A 21,538-nucleotide genomic window follows, 5' to 3' on the forward strand; every position below is an offset into this window, starting at 1 on the left:
CATGGCGAATAATGCAATGACATCTCACGATGGGGCGCATGACGCCCATGACGATCACGAGCATCACGATACCAACGGCCTGAAGGTCTTCGGTTTCTGGCTCTATCTGCTGAGCGACTGCATCCTGTTCGCGATGCTGTTCGCGGGCTACGTGGTACTGAGCCAGGCCTATGCCGGTGGCCCGACGGGTGCCGAGATCTTCGAGCTGGACTTCGTGCTGGTCGAGACCGCGCTGCTGCTGGCCTCGAGCTTCACCTACGGCCTGGCGATGCTGGGCATGAACCGCGGAGACAGCTCCGCGGTGATCAAGTGGCTGATGATCACCTTCGCCTGTGGCGCAGGCTTCATCGCGATGGAAATCTATGAGTTCCACCACCTGATCGTGAACGGCCATGGTCCGGACAAGTCCGCGTTCCTGTCTGCCTTCTTCACCCTGGTCGGCACCCACGGTCTGCACGTGACCGTCGGTCTGATCTGGATGGCGCTGCTGATCTTCCAGGTCAAGCAGAAAGGCCTGACGGAAGTGCATCGCGGTCGTCTGATGATGCTCAGCCTGTTCTGGCACTTCCTGGACGTCATCTGGATCTGCGTCTTCACCGTCGTCTATCTCACAGGAGTGATGCTATGAGCCATTCCAACAACGACCACAACGACAATCACGGCAGCGTCAAGCAGTACGTGACCGGTCTGATTCTCTCCATCATCCTGACCATCATCCCGTTCGGGATGGTGATGATGATGGACGATCCGGGTGTCGGCGTGATCTGGGCCATCTACGGTTTCGCCATCGCTCAGGTCTTCGTGCAGCTGTACTTCTTCCTGCACCTGGACGGCTCCAAGGAGCAGAGCTGGAATGTCATGGCCATGCTGTTCACCGTGGTGATCGTGGCAATCGTCGTTGGTGGTTCCATGTGGATCATGATCGAGCTGAATCAGAACATGATGCCCATCTGATAGCGTGAGCCTGATGATCAAGGACTACCTGCGTACCACCAAGCCGGGCATTATCTTCGGCAACCTGATCACCGTCAGCGGCGGCTTCTTTCTCGCTTCCGGTGGTGAGGTGGATTGGGCGCTGTTCATCGCCACCCTGGTCGGGGTGGCGTTGATCGTGGCCTCAGGCTGTGTGTTCAACAACTGCATCGATCGCGATATCGACCGCCACATGGCACGTACTCAGGGCCGTGCTCTGGTGCAGGGCGACATCTCGCTGAAGGGGGCCTTCGTCTTCGGCAGCGTGCTGGGCCTTGCAGGCTTCTGGCTTCTGGCCGCGATGACCAATCTCATGGCGATGATCGCCGTGGGGCTGGGCTTCGTGATCTACGTCGGGGCCTACAGCATGTGGCTCAAGCGTGGCTCGGTGTATGGCACCCTCATCGGCTCACTGTCCGGCGCTGCGCCGCCAGTGGTCGGCTACCTGGCCGTCACCGGTCAGGCGGACATGGGGGCGCTGCTGCTGTTGATCATCTTCAGCATGTGGCAGATGCCGCATTCCTATGCGATTGCCATGTTTCGTGTCGATGACTATCGGGCCGCCAATATTCCGGTACTCCCGGTAGCGCGAGGCATGGAGCATGCCAAGCGTGTAGTGACGGGGTACATTGCCGGCTTCATCCCGGTGTCGCTGTTGCTGACACTGTGGGGATATACCGGCATCTGGTATCTGGTAGTCGCGACCGTCACGGGTGGCTGGTGGCTGTATCTGGCCGCCTGGCGCCTCAAGGATCAGCCTGATGCCTCCTGGGCACGCAAGCTGTTCGGCTTCTCCATCATCATCGTCATGGCGCTCAGCCTGATGATGAGCCTGGACACGCAGCTGTAATCCAGCCGTAGTACCTCTCGGGTGACCCGCCTTCGGCGTGTTGCCCGGGTGAAAGCCAAAAAAACCCGCCACCGGCTTGCCGGTGGCGGGTTTTTTCTTGCCTGACTTTCAGAGTCTCAGGTTTCGAGGACTCAAGCCCTCAGGCCAGCTGCAGACGCGGCTCCTGCTGTTCCTTGAGCGCTTCCTGCATGCGCTCGGCATACCAGTCGACGAAGTCGACGACACCGAACTCGAAGGTCGCCGAATAGGGGCCGGGCTGATAGGCACTGGAGTTGACGCCGCGCTGGTTCTCTTCCACCAGCTGACGGTCCTGATCATTGGTGGCGTCCCACACCTTGCGCAGCTTCGCCAGGTCGTAGTCGACACCTTCCACCGCGTCCTTGTGCACCAGCCATTTGGTGGTCACGCGGGTCTTGAGGGGACCGATCGGGTCGACCTGGAAGACCACGGCGTGATCGCCCATGAAGTGGTTCCAGGAATTGGGCAGGTTGAGGATGCGCAGCGAGCCCATGTCGGGGCTTTGCAGGCGACCCAACAGCTTCTTGCATGCCGGAGTGCCGTCCGTGGTCATCGAGACGGTGCCTTCCAGCAGCGGCGTGCGCGTCATGCGATTGCGGCGACCGAAGCGCACCAGCTGATAGGGCACCTTCTCGGCATCCCAGTCGGCCTGCTTCTTGGCGACCAGCGCCTTGTAGGCATCGGTGGCACGCGGGTCATCGGTGTCATCGAATTCCTGCAAGGTGTTGAGCAGCTCCGGGTGGGAGCCATCGCAGTGATAGCACTCGCGATTGTTCTCGATCACCAGCTTCCAGTTGCCTTCCTCGATGATGGAGGAGCTGGTCGCGACCTTGACGTTCTCCATGTCGTAGGGCTTGAGGTAGAACTCCAGCGTCTTGAAGAACGGCTCGCAGTTCTCGGGCTGCTCGGCGAGGTTGATGAACAGCATGCCACCGGCTGAGCGCACGTGGACGGGGTGCAGGCCGTATTCACTGGTGTCGAAGGTGGTGCCCATGTCGGAACCGGCGAACAGCAGGCGGCCATCCAGTTCATAGGTCCACTTGTGATAGCCGCACACCAGCTTGGCGACCTTGCCGCGCTCGGTGCTGCACAGGCGGGACCCGCGATGGCGACAGACGTTATGGAAGGCATGGATGGCCCCGTTGTCACCGCGCACGATGATGATCGGGCTGTTGCCCACGTCCATGGTCATGAAGTTGCCCTTGAGCGGGATCTCGCTGCTGAGGCCGGCAAACAGCCACTCGCGCTCGAAGATCTCCTTCATGTCGAGATCGAACAGGCGCTGATCATTGTAGAAGGGCTGGGGCAGGGTGTAGCCGGGACTGCGGGCCTCTAGAAGCCGCGCGGCGGCCTCGCGTACCGCCTGACGCTGCTGATCCTGAGCGTGTTCCAGTAAGTCGCTCATCGCGGTGTCCTCGCACGGTCGGTAGGCGCCGGGAGCAGGGTCGCCTTGGGTTGAGTGAGTGTGCTGATCATTGTTGTTGTGAAGCCGGGACAGAGGGAACGAGTGAACAGACCATTGCCGGGCAGCACCGCTGGGCGACATCGGGGCCCCATGAGGGAGTGCCGATGCATCGCGCGGTGCGTCATCCCGTCCTGGTCGGTTCGGGTGTCGAGGGCGGCGCAGGCAGAGTGCCGCTCGCTCGACAGGATAGTCAGCGTGGAAGTTCAGGCAGCCCGCATGACGTCTGAGTGGCATTGCCACGCATGGAGCGCAGTGTGGCTGAGGTCAAGTCGCGACTTATGTCTGATGGCGACGCTCAATGATGTATTTCCGACGCCGGTCGTCTGCGCAGGGGCTTTGAGGCACAGGCAGGCGTAGCGATGAGGCGGGGGCAGGGCGCTGCGGGGGCGGGATTGGAGCGATCGGGCATGTTTCTGTCGTGCACGGATAAATGCTTGCCGGGCGCTGACTCGACAATCCTGAGCATGTCCCACCGTTGGCCGCGCACGCAGCGCAGGGTGGCCTGACACTGTCTCTTCACGAACATGTCTCCAAGAACAACATGCCCAGCGAGGCCTTCATGAGCACCACTCTCAGCAACTTCAATCCGGTTACGACGCAGACCTGGACCAACGGTCGACATAGCGTGCGCTGCGTGAAGGTCATTCAGGAAACCTGGGACGTTCGCACCTTCTGTTTCATGGCCGAACAGCCGGTGATGTTCTTCTTCAAGCCGGGGCAGTTCGTGACCCTGGAGCTCGAGATCGATGCCCAGCAGATCATGCGCTCCTACACCATCTCCAGTTCACCGTCGGTGCCCTACAGCTTCTCGATCACCGTCAAGCGCGTGCCGGGCGGGCTGGTCTCCAACTGGCTGCACGACAACCTCAATGAAGGCGACGTGCTGGCGGTGCACGGCCCGGTCGGCAACTTCAACTGCATCGACTACCCGGCGGAGCGCATTCTGATGCTGTCCGGTGGCGTGGGCATCACGCCCTTGATGTCGATGGCGCGCTGGTACTTCGATACCAATGCCAACGTGGACATCTCCTTCGTGCACAGTGCGCGCAGCCCGCGCGACATCATCTTCTGGCGTCAGCTCGAGTTCATGGATTCCCGCGTGCCGGAGTTCAACATGCACGTCATCTGCGAGCGCTTCGAGACCGGCCAGACCTGGTCCGGCTATCGCGGCTATCTCACCGATGCGATGCTCGAGATGATCGCGCCGGACTTCATGGAGCGCGAGATCTTCTGCTGCGGCCCCACGCCCTACATGAATGCGGTCAAGCATCTGCTGCGCAGCCACGGCTTCGACATGAGCCGCTATCACGAGGAATCCTTCGGTGCCACGCCGGTCGATGTCGAGGAAGAGGCCATCGAGCAGGCCGAACAGGCCGAGGTGCTGGCCGATGAGCTGGACCGCTCCGATCTCACGCGGGTCGAGTTCTCCACCACCGGCAAGTCGGTGCAGATCGCCCCGGGCGAGACCGTCCACGCCGCCGCCGCCAAGCTCGGTCTGCATATTCCCAAGGCCTGCGGCATGGGCATCTGCGGCACCTGCCGGGTGCAGAAGGTCTCGGGCGAGGTCGAGATGGAACACAACGGCGGCATCACCGATGAAGACGTCGCCGAAGGCTTCATCCTGTCCTGCTGCAGTGTGCCCAATGGCGATGTGGTGATCGATTACTGATCCACAACCTGGCCTCCCGCCCTGCTGGCTATCGCGAGCGATATTCACGGGCGGGCGCAGGCACTGGATAAATGCGCTGGATAAATGAGAGGACATGTCGCATTCGCGCGGTTGGATGACGCAGTCAGTCAGCCGCGACTTCCCGGGGCCCATTAGCGTTAGGGGTACAAAAAGTACAACTAACTAATGGAGCAAGACATGACTCGGGACGTGAAGACCCCACTACGGCCATCGCTCAAGATGGCCTGCCTGCCTATCGTGGCCACCCTGGCCGTTCTTGCATTGCAACTGTTCGTGTTCGGCGAGTTCACTCCGCATGTGCCGCTGGTATGCGGTGTCGCCATCACGGCGCTGATCGGCTGGAAGCTGGGCCACGGCTGGTCGGCGATGGAAGAGGGCATGATGCGTATCGTGCGTGTCGGCCTGCCTTCCATCGCGATCCTGATTCTGGTCGGCATGACGGTCGGGGTATGGATCGCCTCCGGCAGCGTGCCGATGATCATCTACTACGGACTCAAGCTGGTCTCGCCGGAATACTTCCTGGCGGCGGCCATGCTGCTGTGCGCGGTTGTCTCGGTGGCGCTGGGTACCAGCTGGGGCACGGTGGGCACGGTGGGGCTTGCGCTGATGGGCATCGGGGCTGGCTTCGGAATTCCGCCGTGGTGGACCGCCGGTGCGGTGGTGTCCGGCGCCTTCTTCGGTGACAAGGTCTCGCCGCTGTCGGATACCACCAACCTTGCGCCTGCCGTCACCGGCGTGAGTCTGTTTGCGCACATCCGCAACATGATGCCGACCACCATTCCCGCCATGCTGATCGCGCTGGTGATCTACCTGATCGCCGGCAACCTGCTCGCCGCTGGCCAGTCGCTGGATCTCGAGCGAATTACTGCCATCACTGCTGGGCTGTCAGGTGCCTTCGAATTCAATCTCTGGGTGCTGGTGCCGCCGCTGCTGGTCATGGCGCTGGCGATCGCGCGCATGCCGGCACTCCCGGCGCTGTTCGTCGGGGTGCTGGCGGGCGCCGTGGTGGCCTATGGTGTCCAGGGCGAGGCCATCAAGGCACTGTTCGGTTATATGCAGAGTGGTTACACCCTGAACACCGGGGTGAGCGAGATCGACAGCCTGCTCAATCGCGGTGGCCTGATGTCGATGGCCTGGGTCATCCTGCTGGTGATGATCGCACTGGCCTTCGGGGGGATGCTGGAGGTGATCGGCTGTCTGGAGGTGCTGTGCGCCGCGGTGCTGGTCAAGGTGCGCGGTATCTTCGGGCTGCAGGTCGCGGCCAGTTCCACGGCGGCGCTGACCAATGTCATCGCGGGCGACCCCTACCTCTCCATTGCTCTGCCGGGGCGCATGTACGCGCCGGTATTCCGCGGAGAAGGCTACTCGACGCTCAATCTGTCACGCTCACTGGAAGAGGGCGGCACGCTGATCTCGCCGCTGGTGCCCTGGAATGCGAGTGGTGCGGTGGTGATCAGTTCGCTGGGGCTGATGGCCGGTGGCGCGGGCATGGAGGGGCTGCTTTACATTCCGCTGGCCTTCGCCTGCTGGCTGTCACCGTTGCTGGGGCTGCTCTACACCCTGCTTGGACGCTTCATCATCCGGGCCGATGATGATGAGCGCGCCGAATGGCAAGCCAGGGGACATGCCGTGACAACGCTGGCCCAGCTGCGTCAGCAGCAGGCCGAGGGCCTGGCGGGACTGCCAGCCGCCACGCCCGAGGTGCGCTGACAGTCTGCTCGGCATGAGTGCTCTAAGACTTCATGCTCAGGTTCATGAGCAAGTCGACTCGCGCAGGAAGACGGCACAAACCATCTGGAGGTGCAGACGACTTCGGGGCTACCCTTCAGATGTTGCCACGTGAATGAGCGCATGCATTGCAGGGGGCTCTGCGGGAAGTCCCGCCAGGCCATGCCAGGGTTCGCCCTGGTGCCATAAGCACAAGGCCCCGTTGGGCTGCATGCCCTCTTCAGCTGCGGGTCGAGAGCGGAGAGCGTTCACGTCAGGTCCACGACTGCCACTCCAGTCACGGGTTTGGTCAAAAGGGCAATGATGACACAGGGGAACGGTGCGCCACCTCCAGGCCGGGAGCGGGTGCCAGCAGGACTACAAGGCTGATCGTCGCAACAGGAAGCGCCGTGCTGCTCAATATCGGGATGGTGCAATACCGTCTTCTTCACGGCACGGCAGTTTCCGCAGGAAGGTGTCACACGACCACGCAAGCTCAGGCTCGCGTGGTTTTTTTGTGCCTGTCATTCACTGCGGGAAGGCTCGGGCCGCTTCCGTCGGGTCAGCCCAGTGTCGCCCCCATCGCCGCCAGCAGCATGGGCAGATAGAGGAAGGCGGCGAGCGTCGAGCAGAACACCAACGTGGCCACGTACTCCGGCTCACGCCCGGCCTTCTGGGCGAACATGTAGTTGTAGACCGCCACCGGCATGGCCATCTGCATGGTCAACACATGCAGCGCCAGCGGGGGCAGGTCCAACAGGGTGCCGATCCCCCAGGCACACAGGGCGGCAAAGGGAATGCGCAGGACACTGAAGCCCACGCCCGCGGCCAGATTCTTGACGCGAATGCTGGCCAGCGACACGCCCAGGGTGATCAGCATCAGCGGCACGGTGAAGCCGGAGATCAGCTCCAGGCTGTTGGCGACGAAGCGCGGCATGTGCACATCGCAGAGCAGCATGAGGGTGGCGACGATGCTGGCCCAGATGGTCGGCGAGCGCACCACGCTGCGCAGCGGGTTGCCGCTGGTGCTGGCAAGCCAGGCGCCGAGGGTGAACTGCAGCAGCGACATGGTGACCATGATGGTGATGGCGTAGGCGAAGCCGGCCTGGCCGAAGGCGTAGAGCGAGACGGGCAGGCCCATGTTGCCGACGTTGGAGAACAGCAACGGCGCCACCGCGACCTTCCAGGGCTTGCCGATCAGGCGCGCGAAGGGCCAGCTCAGCGCCAGCAGCAGGGCCATCACGGACAGCGTCGCCAGGCCCGTGCGCAAAAAGCTCGAGTTGTCGATCTCGGCGCTGCCCAGCGCATTGAGGATCAGCGCCGGCGTGCCGATGTAGAGCACCAGCCGGGTGACGAAGGCCATCGGGTAGTCGTTGCCCAGCCTGACCCAGAAGAAGCCGATGGCGGCACCACACAGTACCGGTGCCATCACCGCCAGCAATTCCATCAGCATATTCTCAACTCCCTTCCTCAGGCGCGCGCTTGCATGGATCAGTCGTCATCCGGCGCCTGATCGCACGATATCGGTGTCTAGCATACCTGCCCGCAGGGGCTTCGGTGTAGCGCCAGTGGCGGGCAGCCACTATTCGCAGCAGCTCTGTGCGGGCCATCGAGATGTCGCTTTTGCCTGCCGATGTCGCATTCGCGCTGCGGGGTGACGCTGACAAGCAGTTTGCCGCAGGGGGGCAGGGCTAGTATCGGGTCAAGACAGCCACTCAAGGCCTTGGCGCCGGCTGGCTCGACAGGATTTGAGCGAACAGACGATCACTGATCACCCTTCATCGAACCATTCCAACAACAACGATCCGCTTACCGGAGGCGCGCAATGTCTCAGCAACATGGCTACACCCGTGATGACCGACTGGCCAGACTCGACCCTGCACTGGCCGAGGCCATCCTCGAAGAGACAGCGCGTCAGGAAGCGCATATCGAGCTGATCGCCTCCGAGAACTATGCAAGCCCGCTGGTGATGGAAGCCCAGGGCAGCCAGCTGACCAACAAGTACGCCGAAGGCTATCCGGGCAAGCGCTACTACGGCGGCTGCGAATTCGTCGACAAGGTCGAGACGCTGGCCATCGAGCGCGCCTGTGCGCTGTTCGGCTGTGACTACGCCAACGTGCAGCCGCACTCCGGCGCCCAGGCCAACGCGGCTGTGTTCATGGCTCTCGTCTCGCCGGGTGACACCATCCTCGGCATGAGCCTGGCGCATGGCGGCCACCTGACCCACGGCGCGGCACCCAACTTCTCCGGCAAGCACTACAACGCCATCCAGTACGGCCTGACCGAAAGCGGCGAGCTGGACTACGAGGAAATGGAGCGTATGGCACGTGAGCACAAGCCGAAGATGATCATCGCCGGCTTCTCCGCCTACTCGCGCGTGGTCAACTGGCGTCGCTTCCGCGATATCGCCGACGAGATCGGCGCCTGGCTGATGGTCGACATGGCCCACGTGGCCGGTCTGGTCGCGGCGGGTCACTACCCGAGCCCGCTGCCCTACGCCCATGTCGTCACCACTACCACCCACAAGACGCTGCGCGGCCCGCGCGGTGGCCTGATTCTCTCCGCCACCGGTGATGAAGCGCTGCACAAGAAGCTCAATGGCGCCGTCTTCCCCGGCCAGCAGGGCGGCCCGCTGATGCACGTCATCGCCGCCAAGGCCGCGGCCTTCAAGGAAGCGATGAGCCAGGACTTCGTCAGCTATCAGGCCCGCGTGATCGCCAATGCCCGCGTGATGGCCGAGGTCTTCATGGCGCGCGGCTATGACGTGGTCTCCGGCGGCACCGATGACCACCTGTTCCTCGTCTCGCTGATCCGCCAGGGCGTGACCGGCAAGGACGCGGACGCCTCACTGGGCCGCGCCCATATCACCGTCAACAAGAACAGCGTGCCGAATGACCCGCAGAGCCCCTTCGTGACATCCGGGCTGCGCATCGGCACCCCGGCTGCCACCACGCGCGGCTTCGGCGAGGCGGAATGCGAGGCACTGGCCGGCTGGATCTGTGATCTGCTCGACGCGCTGTCCACCGGCGAGAGCGCCAAGGTGGAAGCCGAGGTGTGCGGCAAGGTCGAGGAAGTCTGTGCACGCTTCCCGGTCTACGCATCGAACAGCGTGACCGACCCCGCCGCGCTTGCCTGAACAAGGCGCTGGCGAGAGACAACGATAACAACGACACATGCCGCAAGCGCAGAGACATCACTCGGGTGACAACAACAGACAGCACTCGGGCGAGAGCACCGGACAGCGCTTGCGGTGGCAAAGATGTGAGGAGGGTGGCAAATGCAGCGTTACTCGGGATTCGGGCTGGTCAAGCATGCGCTCAGCCACCATGAGAACTGGCAGAAGGTCTGGCGTAGCCCAGAACCCAAGAAGGAATACGACGTCGTCATCGTCGGTGGCGGCGGGCATGGTCTGGCCACGGCCTACTACCTGGCCAAGGAGCACGGCATCACCAATGTCGCGGTGATCGAGAAGGGCTGGTTGGGCGGCGGCAACACCGCGCGCAACACCACCCTGGTGCGCTCCAACTATCTGTGGGACGAGGCGGCGGCGCTCTACGAGCATTCCATGAAGCTGTGGGAAGGCCTGTCCCAGGATCTCAACTACAACGTGATGTTCTCCCAGCGTGGCGTGCTCAACCTGGGCCACACCCTGCAGGACATGCGTGACATCCAGCGCCGCGTGAATGCCAACCGTCTGCAGGGCATCGATGGCGAGGTGCTGGACGCCCAGCAGGTGCAGGAACTGGTGCCGGCGATGGACTGCTCGAGCCGCGCACGTTACCCGATTCTCGGCGCCTCCTGGCAGCCGCGCGGTGGCGTGGCGCGTCATGACGCCGTGGCCTGGGGCTTCGCGCGTGGTGCCGACAGCCTCGGCGTCGACCTGCTCCAGCAGACCGAGGTCACCGGCTTCCGCAAGCAGGATGGCGCCATCGTCGGGGTGGAAACCTCACGCGGCTTCATCGGTGCCAAGCGTGTCGGCGTGGTCACCGCCGGCAACTCCGGGGTGATGGCCGAGAAGGCCGGCTTCCGTCTGCCGCTGGAATCCCACCCGCTGCAGGCGCTGGTCTCCGAGCCGCTCAAGCCGATTCTCGACACCGTGGTGATGTCCAACCACGTCCACGGCTATGTCAGCCAGTCGGACAAGGGCGACCTGGTCATCGGTGCCGGCATCGACGGCTACGTGGGCTACGGCCAGCGTGGCAGCTATCCGACCATCGAGCACACCCTGCAGGCCATCGTCGAGATGTTCCCGATCTTCTCGCGGGTACGCATGAACCGTCAGTGGGGCGGCATCGTCGACACCTGTCCGGACGCCTGCCCGATCATTTCCAAGACGCCCGTGAAGGGGCTCTATTTCAACTGCGGTTGGGGTACCGGTGGCTTCAAGGCCACGCCGGGTTCCGGCAATGTCTTTGCCTGGACACTGGCCAAGGGGCGCACCCATCCGCTGGCAGAACCCTTCTCCTATGACCGTTTCAACACGGGCAAGCTGATCGACGAACATGGCGCCGCTGGCGTCGCGCACTGAACCTGCCGTCAGGAGACGACCGACCATGATGCATATCTTCTGTCCCTACTGCGGCGAGCTGCGCGAGGAAGAGGAATTTCACGTCAAGGGCCAGGCGCATATCGAGCGCCCGAAGGACCCCGAAGCCTGCTCCGATGCCGAGTGGGGGGATTATCTGTTCTTCCGCAACAACCCGCGTGGCGTCCACCACGAGCTGTGGATTCACGCCGTGGGCTGTCGCAAGTATTTCAACATCACCCGCCACACCGTGACCTACGAGATTCTCGAGACCTATCGCATGGGCGAGCAGCCCACCATCACCGGTGAGACGAAAGCCGATCCGACCACGCAAGCCAAGGGGGTGAGCGCATGAGCCAGCAAGACAACCAGACCGCCGCTGCCCCGCGCCGTCTCGCCTCGGGTGGACGCATCGACCGCGCCACGCCGCTGACCTTCACCTTCAATGGCAAGCGCTATCAGGGCCTGGCAGGCGATACCCTCGCCTCGGCACTGATGGCCAACGGCCTCGACGTGCTCAACGCCAGCTTCAAGTATGCGCGTCCGCGCGGCCTGGTCGCCGCCGGTGCCGAAGAGCCCAACGCCATCCTGCAGCTGGGCAGCACCGAAGCGGGCCAGGTGCCCAACGTGCGTGCCACCCAGCAGGCGCTTTACGACGGCCTGGAAGCCCACGCCGTCAGCGGCTGGGTCAAGGCCCAGAAGGACCTGATGAGCCGCTTCCTGCCGCAGGTCGGCAAGCTGGGCGGCAAGTTCATGCCGCCGGGCTTCTACTACAAGACCTTCATGGCGCCGGCCTCGCTGTGGATGACCTACGAGAAGTACATCCGCAAGGCCGCCGGTCTCGGGCGTTCTCCGCTCGAGGAGGACTCGGACATCTATGATCACCTGCATCAGCACACCGATGTGCTGGTGATCGGCTCTGGCCCGGCGGGCCTGATGGCGGCGCTGGTCGCGGCCCGCAGTGGCGCGCGCGTCATCCTGTGTGACGAGCAGGAAGAGCTGGGCGGCTCGCTGCTCTCCATGTCGGCGGACTGCCTCGATCAGACTCTGGACGGCAAGCCTGCCATCGAATGGCGTGACGCGGTGCTGGCGGAACTCGAAGCCTGTGAGGATGTGCAGCTGCTGCCGCGCACCACCGCCAATGGCTACCACGATCACAACTTCGTGACCCTGCACGAGCGCCGTACCGAGCATCAGGCCGATCTCGCGCCCTTGAATGCCCGCGGTGCCCAGCAGGCTCGCTCCCGCCTGCACCGCGTGCGCGCTCATCGCGTCGTCATGGCCACCGGCGCCCACGAGCGGCCGCTGGTCTACAGCCACAACGATGTGCCGGGCAACCTGCTGGCCGGTGCCGTCACCACCTATCTGACCCGTTACGGCGTCGCCGCCGGCGACAAGCTGGTGCTGTCGGTCAACAACGACCACGCCTATCGCGCGGCGCTTGCCTGGGCGGCGGCCGGTCGTGAAGTGGTCGCGATCGCCGATGCGCGTCCGGCGCCCTCCGGCGTGATGGTCGAGGCGGCGCGTGCCGCGGGCATCCGCATCATCGCCGGCGCCGCCGTGATCGAGGCCAAGGGCGAACGCCGCGTGACAGGCGCGCGCATCGCGGCCATCGATATCGATGCCTTCAGCGTGACGGGGGCGGTGGAAGAGCTCGCCTGCGACACCATCGCAAGCTCCGGCGGCTACAGCCCGGTGGTTCACCTGGCGGCGCACACCGGTGCGCGTCCGGTATGGAGCGACGAGATCCACGGCTTCCTGCCCGCGCTGGGCGCACCGATGCTCAAGGGTTTCGATGCCTGCGGCGCCGCCAATGGCAGCTTCGCGCTGGAAGATGTGCTGGTCGCGGCCTACGCCAGCGGTGTCGCCGCGGTGGAAGCCTGCGAGTTCGAGACCGCCCAGGCCGAGGTGCCTGCGGTCTCTGAACTTGCGGAAGCCCCGATGCTACCGCTCTATCAGGTGCCGCATGACAAGCCCACCGCACGTGCGCCCAAGCAGTTCGTCGATCTGCAGAACGACGTCACCGCCGCCGGTATCGAGCTCGCCACCCGCGAAGGCTTCGAGTCCATCGAGCACGTCAAGCGCTACACCGCGATGGGCTTCGGCACCGATCAGGGCAAGCTGGGCAACATCAACGGCATGGCGGTCGCCGCGCGCTGTCTGGGGCAGACCATCCCCGACACCGGCACCACCGTGTTCCGCCCCAACTACACGCCGGTGACCTTCGGCGCCATCGTCGGCCGTCACTGCGGCGAGCTGTTCGACCCGATCCGCTACACCGCGATGCACGAATGGCACGTAGCGCAGGGCGCCAAGTTCGAGGATGTCGGCCAGTGGAAGCGCCCCTGGTACTACCCGCAGGGCAGTGAGGACATGCATGCCGCGGTCGAGCGCGAGTGTCTGGCGGTGCGCGAGAAGGTCGGCGTGCTGGACGCCTCGACCCTGGGCAAGATCGACATCACCGGTCGCGATGCGCGCGAATTCCTCAACCGCATCTACACCAATGCCTGGGCCAAGCTGGGCGTCGGCAAGGCGCGCTACGGCCTGATGTGTCACGACGACGGCATGGTGATGGACGACGGTGTCACCACCTGTCTGGCCGAAGACCACTTCCTGATGACCACCACCACCGGTGGCGCGGCCTCGATCCTGGAATGGCTGGAGCTGTGGCACCAGACCGAATGGCCGGAACTGGACGTGCAGATGACCAGCGTCACCGATCACTGGGCGACCCTGACCGTCACCGGCCCCGAGGCGCGTGCGCTGGTCGGCGAACTGACTGACATCGACCTCGATCGCGACAGCTTCAAGTTCATGGAAGTGCGTGAAGGGCTGATCGCCGACATTCCCGGGCGCATCTTCCGCATCTCCTTCACCGGCGAGCTGTCCTACGAGCTCAACGTGCCGGCCAACTACGGGCTGCATGTCTGGAAGCGCCTGTTCGAATGTGGCAAGAAGTACGGCCTCACGCCCTACGGCACCGAGACCATGCACGTGCTGCGCGCCGAGAAGGGCTTCATCATCGTCGGTCAGGACACCGATGGCTCGATCACCCCGGAAGATCTCGGCATGCAGTGGTGTGTCGGTTACAACAAGCCGTATTCCTGGATCGGCAAGCGTGCGCTGTCGCGTCCGGATACCCGCCGCGATGACCGCAAGCAGATGGTCGGCCTGATTCCGACGCGCAAGAAGGCCGGCGATGAGCGCATCGTGCTGCCGGAAGGCTCGCAGATCGTCTTCGACCCCGAGCACGCCATCCCGATGCCGATGGTCGGCCACGTGACCTCCAGCTACTACAGCCCGACGCTGGGACATGGCTTCGCGCTGGCAGTGGTCAAGGGCGGTGCCAAGCGCATCGGCGAGACGGTGTTCCTGCCGCAGGCCGATGGCACGACGCTGGAAGCCGAAATCACCTCACCGGTGTTCTACGACAAGAAAGGGGAGCGCCAGCATGTCTGATGCCACCACACTCGACCCGCAAGCGGGTGCCGCCGTCGATGCGCAGCCGCAGGACATGACTAGTTCTCAGACGTCGGTGATCGACCAGCGCCCGACGCCCGAGGTCCACGCTCAGTGCGCCCGTTCACCACTGGCGCATCTGTTCACGGCCCGCGATGACGGCGATGCCGGCGTCGTGCTGCAGGAGAAGGCGTTTCTCGGTCACCTGACGCTGCGCGGTGACCCCGCGCAGCCGGGCTTCGCCGAGGGTGTCGAGGCGGCGCTGGGTCTGGCGCTGCCGTTGACGCCGGCGACCCTCCACCAGAATGAGGGCGGTCGCTCGATCCAGTGGCTGTCACCGGATGAGTGGCTGATCCTGGTGCCCGGCGAGGAAGCCTTCACTGTCGAGAAGGCGCTGCATGAGGCGTTGGCCGGCCGCTATCAGGTGGTCAACGTCAGCGGTGGTCAGACCGTCATCTCGCTGAGTGGCGACCAGGCGCGTCAGGTGCTGATGAAGTCGACGCCCACCGATGTGCACCCGCGTGCCTTCCCGGTCGGACGTGGCGTGCCGGCGGTGTTCGCCAAGGCGACACTGGTGCTGCGCCGCGTCAGCGAGAGCGAATTCGAGCTGGTGGTGCGCAGAAGCTTCGCCGATTACCTCGGCCGCTGGCTGCTGGATGCCAGCGAGGAATTCGGGGTCTGCATCAAGGCCTGATATCTGAGGCCTGAGGTCTGCGTCTGGAGAGATCTGCGTCTGGAGAGATCTGCGTCTGGAGAGAGGTCTGTCGCAGGCGCACGCAATGACCTGAATCGACTGCCAGGGGCCTTGCCCGGGCCAGGAGGCGGGCTTCAGAAATACTGAAGCCCGCCTCAATAATATTGGTTTGTCGCGCAGGGCCTCGGATGCAACCCTGACGTTGCTGCTTCCAACAATAGATAATCCTTACATGACAGGCACCTACGTATGCGTGATACCTGGATTCTGACCGCCCAATGTCCCAGCCGCATCGGCACGGTGGACGTCGTGACACGCTACCTGCGCGAGCAGGGCTGCTATATCACCGAGCTCAATTCCTTCGATGACCGCCTGTCGGGGCGCTTCTTCATCCGGGCCGAATTTCGTCCACAGACCGAGGCCGGTGCCCTCGATGACGGCTTCGATGCCGCGAGTTTCGAGCAGGGCCTGGGCACGCGTGCCGCCGACTTCGAGATGGATGTCAGCCTGAGTGCGCCGGATGAGCGCATGAAGGTGGTCATCATGGTCTCGCGCTCGGACCACTGCCTGAACGACCTGCTCTATCGCCATCGCATCGGCCAGCTGCCGATGGACATCACCGCCGTCATCTCCAACCATCCGGACATGGCACCGCTGGCCGAGTGGCATGGCCTGCCGTATCACCACCTGCCGATCACCGCCGAGACCAAGGCCGAGCAGGAAGCCAGGGTATGGCAGATCGTGCAAGATACCGGGGCTGAGCTGGTGATTCTGGCGCGCTACATGCAGGTGCTGTCGAGCGACATGTGCGAGAAGCTCTCGGGGCGGGCGATCAACATCCACCACTCGCTGCTGCCGGGCTTCAAGGGCGCGCGCCCCTATCACCAGGCCTACGAGAAGGGCGTCAAGCTGGTCGGCGCCACCGCGCACTACATCAATGATGATCTCGATGAAGGGCCGATCATCACCCAGGGCGTCGAGACGGTGGATCATGCCCACTATCCCGAAGACCTGATCGCCAAGGGCCGTGATATCGAGTGTCTGACGCTGTCGCGAGGTGTGCGTTATCACCTCGAGCGTCGCGTCTTCCTGCATGACAAGCGCACGGTGGTGTTCGGCAACTGAGCCCGGGCTGCGTCCGCCAGCTCACTCTGTTCATGAACCTCACAGACTCCACAAACGACGAAGCCCGCGACCTTTCGGTGGCGGGCTTCGTCGTTTGTGCGTGTGCGGATGCGCGTCAGCTTCTGCGCAGGCTCCACAGGAAGTAGCTGCCGCCGATCAGCGAGGCCATCAGGCCGGCGGGGATCTCGTAGGGCGACAGCAGTTGGCGGCCCAGCCAGTCGGCCAGCACCATCAACAGCGCGCCGCACAGCACCGCGCCGAGCATGTGCTCGCGAGCGCGGCTCAGCCCTAGCAGGCGCGCCAGATGCGGGGCCAGCAGACCGACGAAGGACAGCGGGCCGACGATCAGGGTCGCCAGCGCGGTGAGCACCGCCACCGCGCCCAGCAGCACCAGGCGGGCGCGGGTCACGCCGATGCCCAGCGCACTGGCGCTCGCCATGCCCAGTGGCAGGATATCCAGCCAGCGCGCCAGCGGACGCACCAGCAGGACCGCGATGATCGCCAGCGCGAGCACGCCGACTGCCGCGGAGAGGCCCACGTAATAGGTGGAGCCGGACAGCCAGGCCAGAATCTGCTGACCGCGCGGGTCGCCATCGGCAAGTATGATGCCGCGCACCGCATCGTAGAGTGCCGTGATCGCCACCCCGCACAGCAGCACGCGTTCGGGAATGAAACCACTGCGATGATTGAGCACCACCAGCAGCGCCAGACAGGCCAGCGCCCCGCAGATGCCTGCGCCCAGCAGGGTCAGCTGCCCCGGCGACGGGACCAGCAGCAGCGTCAGCATCAGGGCGATGGCGGTACCGCCGCTGATGCCGAGAATCTCGGGGCTGGCCATCGGGTTGCTGGTCAGGCGCTGCAACAGGGTGCCGGCCAGGGCCAGCAGTACGCCGGCGCCTGCCGCCGCCAGTACCCGTGGCAGGCGGAAGTCCAGCACGCTGGTCTGGCCGGCCATCAGCTGTTGGAGCATGTCACTGCCCAGGGTCCAGCCATCGGCGCCATTGCCGACCAGCAGGGCCAGCATCAGGGCCACGCAGACCCCGGCCAGCAGCCAGCCGAGCAGGCGGTCGGGATGGGGATGACGATGCGTCAGTGACATGCCGTGATGACTGGCGGGGCCAGCACCCTGCGCCATCTTGAGGCGCGGAATCAGCCACAGCAGCAGCGGCGCGCCGAGGGCCGCCGTCATCGCGCCGGTCGGGATCAGGTTGGGCAGCAGGCCATCGAGACTGGCGACCACCTGGTCCGTCACCGCCAGCAGCAACGCCCCGAACAATGGCGCCCACAGCAGGCGCTGGCCCAGGCGGCGCGCGCCCATCAGACGCACGCAGGCTGGCGCGGCCAGACCGATGAAGCCGATGATGCCCAGTACGCTGACCACGCAGGCGCTCAGAAATACCGCCAGTCCCAGACTCATCAGGCGCAGCTTGCGCAGCGAGACGCCCAGGCTTCTGGCATTGGCCTCGTCGAGATCCAGCACCGCCAGCGGGCGCATCAGCACCAGCGCCAGCAACATGCCCGGCAGCAGGCGGGTGAGCAGCGTGATCACGCCATCCCAGCTGTTCTGGGCCAGCGAACCTGCGCCCCATACCAGGGTGCCGTGCAGGGCTTCCTGATTGAACAGCAACAGCACCATGCCCAGCGCGCCGATATAGAGGTTGACCACCAGCCCCGCCAGCACCACCACGGTCGGTGACATGCCGCGCGCCCAGGCCAGCGCGAACACCAGCCCCATGGCGGCCAGGCCACCAGCCAGCGCGACCCATTCACGGCCCAGCTGGAAGCCGTCGCCCCCAAGACCCGTGCCGGCCATCAGTGCCGGGGCGAACAGCGTCGCCAGCATCATCGCCAGACTCGCGCCACTGGCGACGCCGAGAGTGGTGGGCGCGGCCAGTGGATTGCGCAGCACCTGCTGCATCAGCACGCCGGCCATGCCCAGCGCGCCACCGGCCAGCAGCGCGCAGACCAGGCGCGGCCACCAGCTGACATGCGCCACCAGCTGCGCGGAGAGCAGTGCACTGTCTGCCTGGCCGAGACTGGCCGCAGCGCTGAAGTCGGGCGATGCCCACAGTGCGGTCAGACCCTGCATCAGGCTCAGGCCTTCACGGTTGAGCGCGAGGCTGCCCAGCACCACCAGGGCCAGGGCCAACAGGCTGCAGGCCCGGCCCGGCGTGAGGTGCAGCGGGCGACGGCCTGATGCGGGGCGAGCGCTCATGGCCTGCTCAGTGGTTGCCATCGGTGGTCTCCCCCTCAAGTGTCGCCTCATCGTCAATCAGATGGCTGGCAAGCAGCTCGGCGAAACGATTGGCCGAGGGCAGGGCGCCGAAGCTCCAGACCGGCGGCAGGAACAGCGGCGCCGAGGCCTGGCTGTTCTCGCGCACGCCGGGCATTGCCTGCCAGAGACCGTTATGCGCCAGTGCCTGGTGTCCGCCGGGCGGCAATGGTTCTACCACCACCATGCGGCCCTTCAGCGTCACCAGCTTCTCGAGGCTGACGGTGGCGAAGCCCCAGGCGTTGGTGTCCCCTTGCCAGGCGTTGTCGATGCCCATGCGCTCGATCACGGCCTGGAACAGGCTGTTGTCGCCGAAGATGCGCACATGGCGGTCATCCATGAATTGCACCATCAACAGTGGCAGGGGCGATTGGCCCTTGCGTGCCGCCTGCTGGCGCAGCGCGGCGTTGTAACCGGCGAGGCGAGCGGTGCTCAGGCGAATCAGCTGTTCGGCCTGGGGCTCGCGCTGCGTCAGCTTGCCCAGCTGGCGGGTCGCCTTGACCAGTGTCTGCCAGGTGTCGGCGTCCGGGGTATAGATGGCGATGCTGGTGACCGGCGCAATGGCCGACAGGCGCGGCGCGAGGCTGGACAGCATCGGGCTGATCAGGATGTCGGCGGGGGCGAGAGCGGCCAGCTGCTCCAGGTTCGGCTGGGTGCGCAGGCCGAGATCCCGCGTGCCCTGCGGCAGCGCCGGTTGGGCCACCCAGCTTGCGTAGGTCGCGACCTGACCCACGCCCATGGCGCGTACCCCGATTCCGGTCAGGGTCTCGGCGAGGGTCCAGTCCAGTGCCACGATGGGGCGATCGACGAAGCCGGCCGGTGGCCGGGCTGTCTGTTTCATCGCAGCCACGTCCGCCGCTGCCTCGTCTGCCACTGCCTCCTCCGTTGCGGCAGCGCTGGCGGACCCCACCGCCAGCAGGCTCAGACTGATCAGTGCCAACAGCCACTTCATAGCGGCACCGCGATCTGCTGCTGGCTCTGTGGCGGGGTGATCACCTGCATCTCGACGCCGTAGATATCCTTGAGGGTGACGGGGTTCATCATCGCGTCGGGCGCGCCTTCAGCCAGCACCTGGCCGCCGTGCAGCGCCACCAGGCGATCGCAGTAACGCGCCGCCAGATTGATGTCGTGCAGCACGATGATGATGCCCAGCCCCAGGGTGTGGCTCAGGTGCGAGATCAGCTCCATCACCTCGATCTGATGGGCGATATCCAGCGCCGCCAGCGGTTCATCCAGCAGCAGATAGCGACTGCCCTGGGCCAGCAGCATGGCCAGCCACACGCGCTGACGTTCGCCACCGGAAAGGGTATCGACCTGCTGTTCGGCGAAGGCTTCGGTGTGGGTCAGCGCGATGGCGCGCTCGATGGCTTCTTCATCCTTGGGGCCGGGACGGCCGAGCAGACCGTGCCACGGATAACGGCCGAAGGCGACCAGCTCGCGGCCGGTCAGCGCTTCGGCCGCCGGCAGATGTTGCGGCAGGTAGGCCACCGCCCGCGCGAATTCCCGACTGCCGAACTGCGAGAGCGGGCGATCGTCCAGCGCCAGCTTGCCACTGGTCGGCGTGTTCTGACGCGCCAGCAGCTTGAGCAGTGTCGACTTGCCGGAGCCATTGTGGCCGATCAGGCCATGCACCTGGCCGGGGGCGAAATCGAGAGACTGCGTCTTGAGCAGGCAGCGCTCGCCGAGGTCAAAGCGCAGGTGGTCGAGAGTGAACATGAAAGCATCGTCATCCGTGGTCAGGGCGTCAGGCTAGGGGCGATTCATTCTGGGCGACATGACGCGGAGACGTTCGCCCATCCGTGCTCCGCGGGGCCATCAGTGCTGATCGCCTCTTGTTGTCGGGATGTCATCACGCCGGCTTCGTCGTCGCGCCTTGCCGGGCGCGGCTGACGTTTGGCGCACGGCTGGCGGCGAATCCGCGGTGTCCTGTTGGCTGGCGGCGCAGTCGCGGCTGACTTCATTGCGATAACAGCCCGCCGCGGCCAGCCGCATTTCGCAGTGCTGCTGCGCCTGGGTGACGTAGCGGCCTGCCATGCGCTCGGACACGCCGAGTCGCTCGCCGATCTCGCGCTTGGTCAGGCCCTCGAGGCGATACCAGGTCAGGGCGAGGCGAAAATGGCCCGCCAGCTCGGAGAGTGCCGCATCGACGACCTGCAGCTTCTGGCGGCGCGCCAGGCTCCTCTCCGGGTCCAGATGGGCGGCCGCCACGCGCTCATCGCCCTCGGACACCGATTCGAATTCCGGTGCGCGGGACTGGTGACGGTGGTGGTCGATGATCAGGTTGCGAGCGATGCGAAACAGCCAGGCGCGCGGGTTGGCGGGCCAGTCTCCGGTCAGGCGCAGACGCAGATAGACCTCATGGCTGATGTCTTCCGCCAGCTCATGCGAGCCCAGCTGGCGCACGAGAAAGCCGGTCAGTTCGTGACGATGCTCGGCAAACAGCTGGTCCAGCGAGTGACGGTATTGCTGTGCAGCACAAGCCTGCAGCTCAGCGGGCGTTTCAGCTTCTGGCCCGTGTGCGTCAGGCGTTCGCTCATCCGTGTCGCGATGAGGCCGAACTGGGGGCTTGGCGTGAGAGGACATCCACGGCTCGCAATGAGATCTGTCGTGATGGGAGGGTAATGGTATTGTTGTTACGAATCATTATCAATGATTGAGTGTCAGACACGCCAAGGACCGCCCCCGTGCATGACGAGGGCGGTCCCGGTGCTGCTTGGTCGTAGTTAGCTGGTCGTAGTTAGCTGGTCGTAGTTAGCTGGTC

General features: G+C 64.7%; 17 protein-coding genes. 11 read left to right on the forward strand and 6 right to left on the reverse strand.

Annotation, left to right across the window (positions count from 1 at the left end):
• Window position 1 precedes the first annotated feature (1 nt).
• Genes cyoC through cyoE form a run of 3 tightly spaced genes read left to right on the forward strand, consistent with a single transcriptional unit; the run spans window position 2 to window position 1,822 of the window.
• Window positions 2-628: a cytochrome o ubiquinol oxidase subunit III gene (gene cyoC / locus HA399_RS02210; RefSeq protein ID WP_054555336.1), complete on the forward strand. Its 627-nt coding sequence runs from the start codon at window positions 2-4 to the stop codon at window positions 626-628.
• Window positions 625-954, forward strand: a complete 330-nt coding sequence (gene cyoD, locus HA399_RS02215) for a cytochrome o ubiquinol oxidase subunit IV (protein WP_248379988.1) — start codon at window positions 625-627, stop codon at window positions 952-954. The genes cyoC and cyoD overlap by 4 nt, the downstream gene beginning before the upstream one ends.
• A 13-nt stretch (window positions 955-967) precedes the next feature.
• On the forward strand, window positions 968-1,822 hold the full coding sequence (cyoE, locus tag HA399_RS02220) for a heme o synthase (protein WP_043333143.1): 855 nt from the start codon (window positions 968-970) through the stop codon (window positions 1,820-1,822).
• 139 nt (window positions 1,823-1,961) lie between these two features.
• On the opposite strand, the gene HA399_RS02225 is transcribed toward cyoE, so the two are convergent.
• Window positions 1,962-3,245 carry an aromatic ring-hydroxylating dioxygenase subunit alpha gene (locus tag HA399_RS02225; protein WP_404325908.1) on the reverse strand — a complete coding sequence of 428 codons (1,284 nt, stop codon included), beginning with the start codon at window positions 3,243-3,245 and terminating at the stop codon, window positions 1,962-1,964.
• A 619-nt stretch (window positions 3,246-3,864) separates the two neighbouring features.
• Here HA399_RS02225 and HA399_RS02230 point away from each other — a divergent pair.
• Window positions 3,865-4,974, forward strand: a complete 1,110-nt coding sequence (locus HA399_RS02230) for a hybrid-cluster NAD(P)-dependent oxidoreductase (RefSeq protein ID WP_213113475.1) — start codon at window positions 3,865-3,867, stop codon at window positions 4,972-4,974.
• 198 nt (window positions 4,975-5,172) lie between these two features.
• Window positions 5,173-6,705 carry a Na+/H+ antiporter NhaC gene (nhaC, locus tag HA399_RS02235; protein WP_404325909.1) on the forward strand — a complete coding sequence of 511 codons (1,533 nt, stop codon included), beginning with the start codon at window positions 5,173-5,175 and terminating at the stop codon, window positions 6,703-6,705.
• A 559-nt stretch (window positions 6,706-7,264) separates the two neighbouring features.
• On the opposite strand, the gene HA399_RS02240 is transcribed toward nhaC, so the two are convergent.
• A complete protein-coding gene (locus HA399_RS02240) occupies window positions 7,265-8,155 on the reverse strand; it encodes an AEC family transporter (RefSeq protein ID WP_054555340.1) in 891 nt (296 codons plus the stop codon).
• Between the two features lie 372 nt (window positions 8,156-8,527).
• Between HA399_RS02240 and glyA the strand changes: the two genes are divergently transcribed.
• The 6 genes from glyA (at window position 8,528) to purU (ending at window position 16,505) form a co-directional block, all read left to right on the forward strand.
• Window positions 8,528-9,838 carry a serine hydroxymethyltransferase gene (glyA, locus tag HA399_RS02245; protein ID WP_404325910.1) on the forward strand — a complete coding sequence of 437 codons (1,311 nt, stop codon included), beginning with the start codon at window positions 8,528-8,530 and terminating at the stop codon, window positions 9,836-9,838.
• 141 nt (window positions 9,839-9,979) lie between these two features.
• The gene (locus HA399_RS02250; protein WP_279835334.1) at window positions 9,980-11,230 is read left to right on the forward strand and encodes a sarcosine oxidase subunit beta family protein; all 1,251 of its coding nucleotides are present in this window, start codon (window positions 9,980-9,982) and stop codon (window positions 11,228-11,230) included.
• Between the two features lie 25 nt (window positions 11,231-11,255).
• Window positions 11,256-11,582 (forward strand): sarcosine oxidase subunit delta, encoded by a 327-nt coding sequence (locus tag HA399_RS02255; RefSeq protein ID WP_043333138.1) that lies wholly within the window; start codon window positions 11,256-11,258, stop codon window positions 11,580-11,582.
• Window positions 11,579-14,686 (forward strand): sarcosine oxidase subunit alpha family protein, encoded by a 3,108-nt coding sequence (locus tag HA399_RS02260; protein WP_404325911.1) that lies wholly within the window; start codon window positions 11,579-11,581, stop codon window positions 14,684-14,686. The genes HA399_RS02255 and HA399_RS02260 overlap by 4 nt, the downstream gene beginning before the upstream one ends.
• A complete protein-coding gene (locus tag HA399_RS02265) occupies window positions 14,679-15,380 on the forward strand; it encodes a sarcosine oxidase subunit gamma (protein ID WP_235506931.1) in 702 nt (233 codons plus the stop codon). Before HA399_RS02260 ends, HA399_RS02265 begins: the two co-directional genes overlap by 8 nt.
• Window positions 15,381-15,629: 249 nt before the next feature.
• The gene (purU, locus tag HA399_RS02270; RefSeq protein ID WP_107335546.1) at window positions 15,630-16,505 is read left to right on the forward strand and encodes a formyltetrahydrofolate deformylase; all 876 of its coding nucleotides are present in this window, start codon (window positions 15,630-15,632) and stop codon (window positions 16,503-16,505) included.
• Window positions 16,506-16,620: 115 nt separating this feature from the next.
• Here the strand turns inward: purU and fhuB are convergent, their stop codons facing one another.
• The 4 genes from fhuB to HA399_RS02290 form a co-directional block, all read right to left on the reverse strand.
• Window positions 16,621-18,741, reverse strand: coding sequence for a Fe(3+)-hydroxamate ABC transporter permease FhuB (gene fhuB / locus HA399_RS02275; protein ID WP_404325913.1), 2,121 nt, complete (start codon window positions 18,739-18,741; stop codon window positions 16,621-16,623).
• Entirely contained in the window at window positions 18,728-19,717 is a 990-nt protein-coding gene (locus HA399_RS02280) for an ABC transporter substrate-binding protein (RefSeq protein ID WP_404325915.1), read from the reverse strand. Before HA399_RS02280 ends, fhuB begins: the two co-directional genes overlap by 14 nt.
• Window positions 19,718-19,725: 8 nt before the next feature.
• Window positions 19,726-20,493 carry an ABC transporter ATP-binding protein gene (locus HA399_RS02285; protein ID WP_404325916.1) on the reverse strand — a complete coding sequence of 256 codons (768 nt, stop codon included), beginning with the start codon at window positions 20,491-20,493 and terminating at the stop codon, window positions 19,726-19,728.
• Window positions 20,494-20,592: 99 nt separating this feature from the next.
• Window positions 20,593-21,360: an RNA polymerase sigma factor gene (locus HA399_RS02290; RefSeq protein ID WP_324691466.1), complete on the reverse strand. Its 768-nt coding sequence runs from the start codon at window positions 21,358-21,360 to the stop codon at window positions 20,593-20,595.
• Between the last annotated feature and the right edge of the window lie 178 nt (window positions 21,361-21,538).

The organism is Cobetia sp. UIB-001 (genome assembly GCF_044789135.1).
GTDB classification, from domain to species: domain Bacteria; phylum Pseudomonadota; class Gammaproteobacteria; order Pseudomonadales; family Halomonadaceae; genus Cobetia; species Cobetia amphilecti.

Bases quoted from the DNA above. Each gene is read 5' to 3' on its own strand.
- cyoC (WP_054555336.1), top strand. From the start codon at position 2: ATGGCGAATAATGCAATGACATCTCACGATGGGGCGCATGACGCCCAT.
- cyoD (WP_248379988.1), top strand. From the start codon at position 625: ATGAGCCATTCCAACAACGACCACAACGACAATCACGGCAGCGTCAAG.
- cyoE (WP_043333143.1), top strand. From the start codon at position 968: ATGATCAAGGACTACCTGCGTACCACCAAGCCGGGCATTATCTTCGGC.
- HA399_RS02225 (WP_404325908.1), bottom strand. From the start codon at position 3,245: ATGAGCGACTTACTGGAACACGCTCAGGATCAGCAGCGTCAGGCGGTA.
- HA399_RS02230 (WP_213113475.1), top strand. From the start codon at position 3,865: ATGAGCACCACTCTCAGCAACTTCAATCCGGTTACGACGCAGACCTGG.
- nhaC (WP_404325909.1), top strand. From the start codon at position 5,173: ATGACTCGGGACGTGAAGACCCCACTACGGCCATCGCTCAAGATGGCC.
- HA399_RS02240 (WP_054555340.1), bottom strand. From the start codon at position 8,155: ATGCTGATGGAATTGCTGGCGGTGATGGCACCGGTACTGTGTGGTGCC.
- glyA (WP_404325910.1), top strand. From the start codon at position 8,528: ATGTCTCAGCAACATGGCTACACCCGTGATGACCGACTGGCCAGACTC.
- HA399_RS02250 (WP_279835334.1), top strand. From the start codon at position 9,980: ATGCAGCGTTACTCGGGATTCGGGCTGGTCAAGCATGCGCTCAGCCAC.
- HA399_RS02255 (WP_043333138.1), top strand. From the start codon at position 11,256: ATGATGCATATCTTCTGTCCCTACTGCGGCGAGCTGCGCGAGGAAGAG.
- HA399_RS02260 (WP_404325911.1), top strand. From the start codon at position 11,579: ATGAGCCAGCAAGACAACCAGACCGCCGCTGCCCCGCGCCGTCTCGCC.
- HA399_RS02265 (WP_235506931.1), top strand. From the start codon at position 14,679: ATGTCTGATGCCACCACACTCGACCCGCAAGCGGGTGCCGCCGTCGAT.
- purU (WP_107335546.1), top strand. From the start codon at position 15,630: ATGCGTGATACCTGGATTCTGACCGCCCAATGTCCCAGCCGCATCGGC.
- fhuB (WP_404325913.1), bottom strand. From the start codon at position 18,741: ATGGCAACCACTGAGCAGGCCATGAGCGCTCGCCCCGCATCAGGCCGT.
- HA399_RS02285 (WP_404325916.1), bottom strand. From the start codon at position 20,493: ATGTTCACTCTCGACCACCTGCGCTTTGACCTCGGCGAGCGCTGCCTG.
- HA399_RS02290 (WP_324691466.1), bottom strand. From the start codon at position 21,360: ATGTCCTCTCACGCCAAGCCCCCAGTTCGGCCTCATCGCGACACGGAT.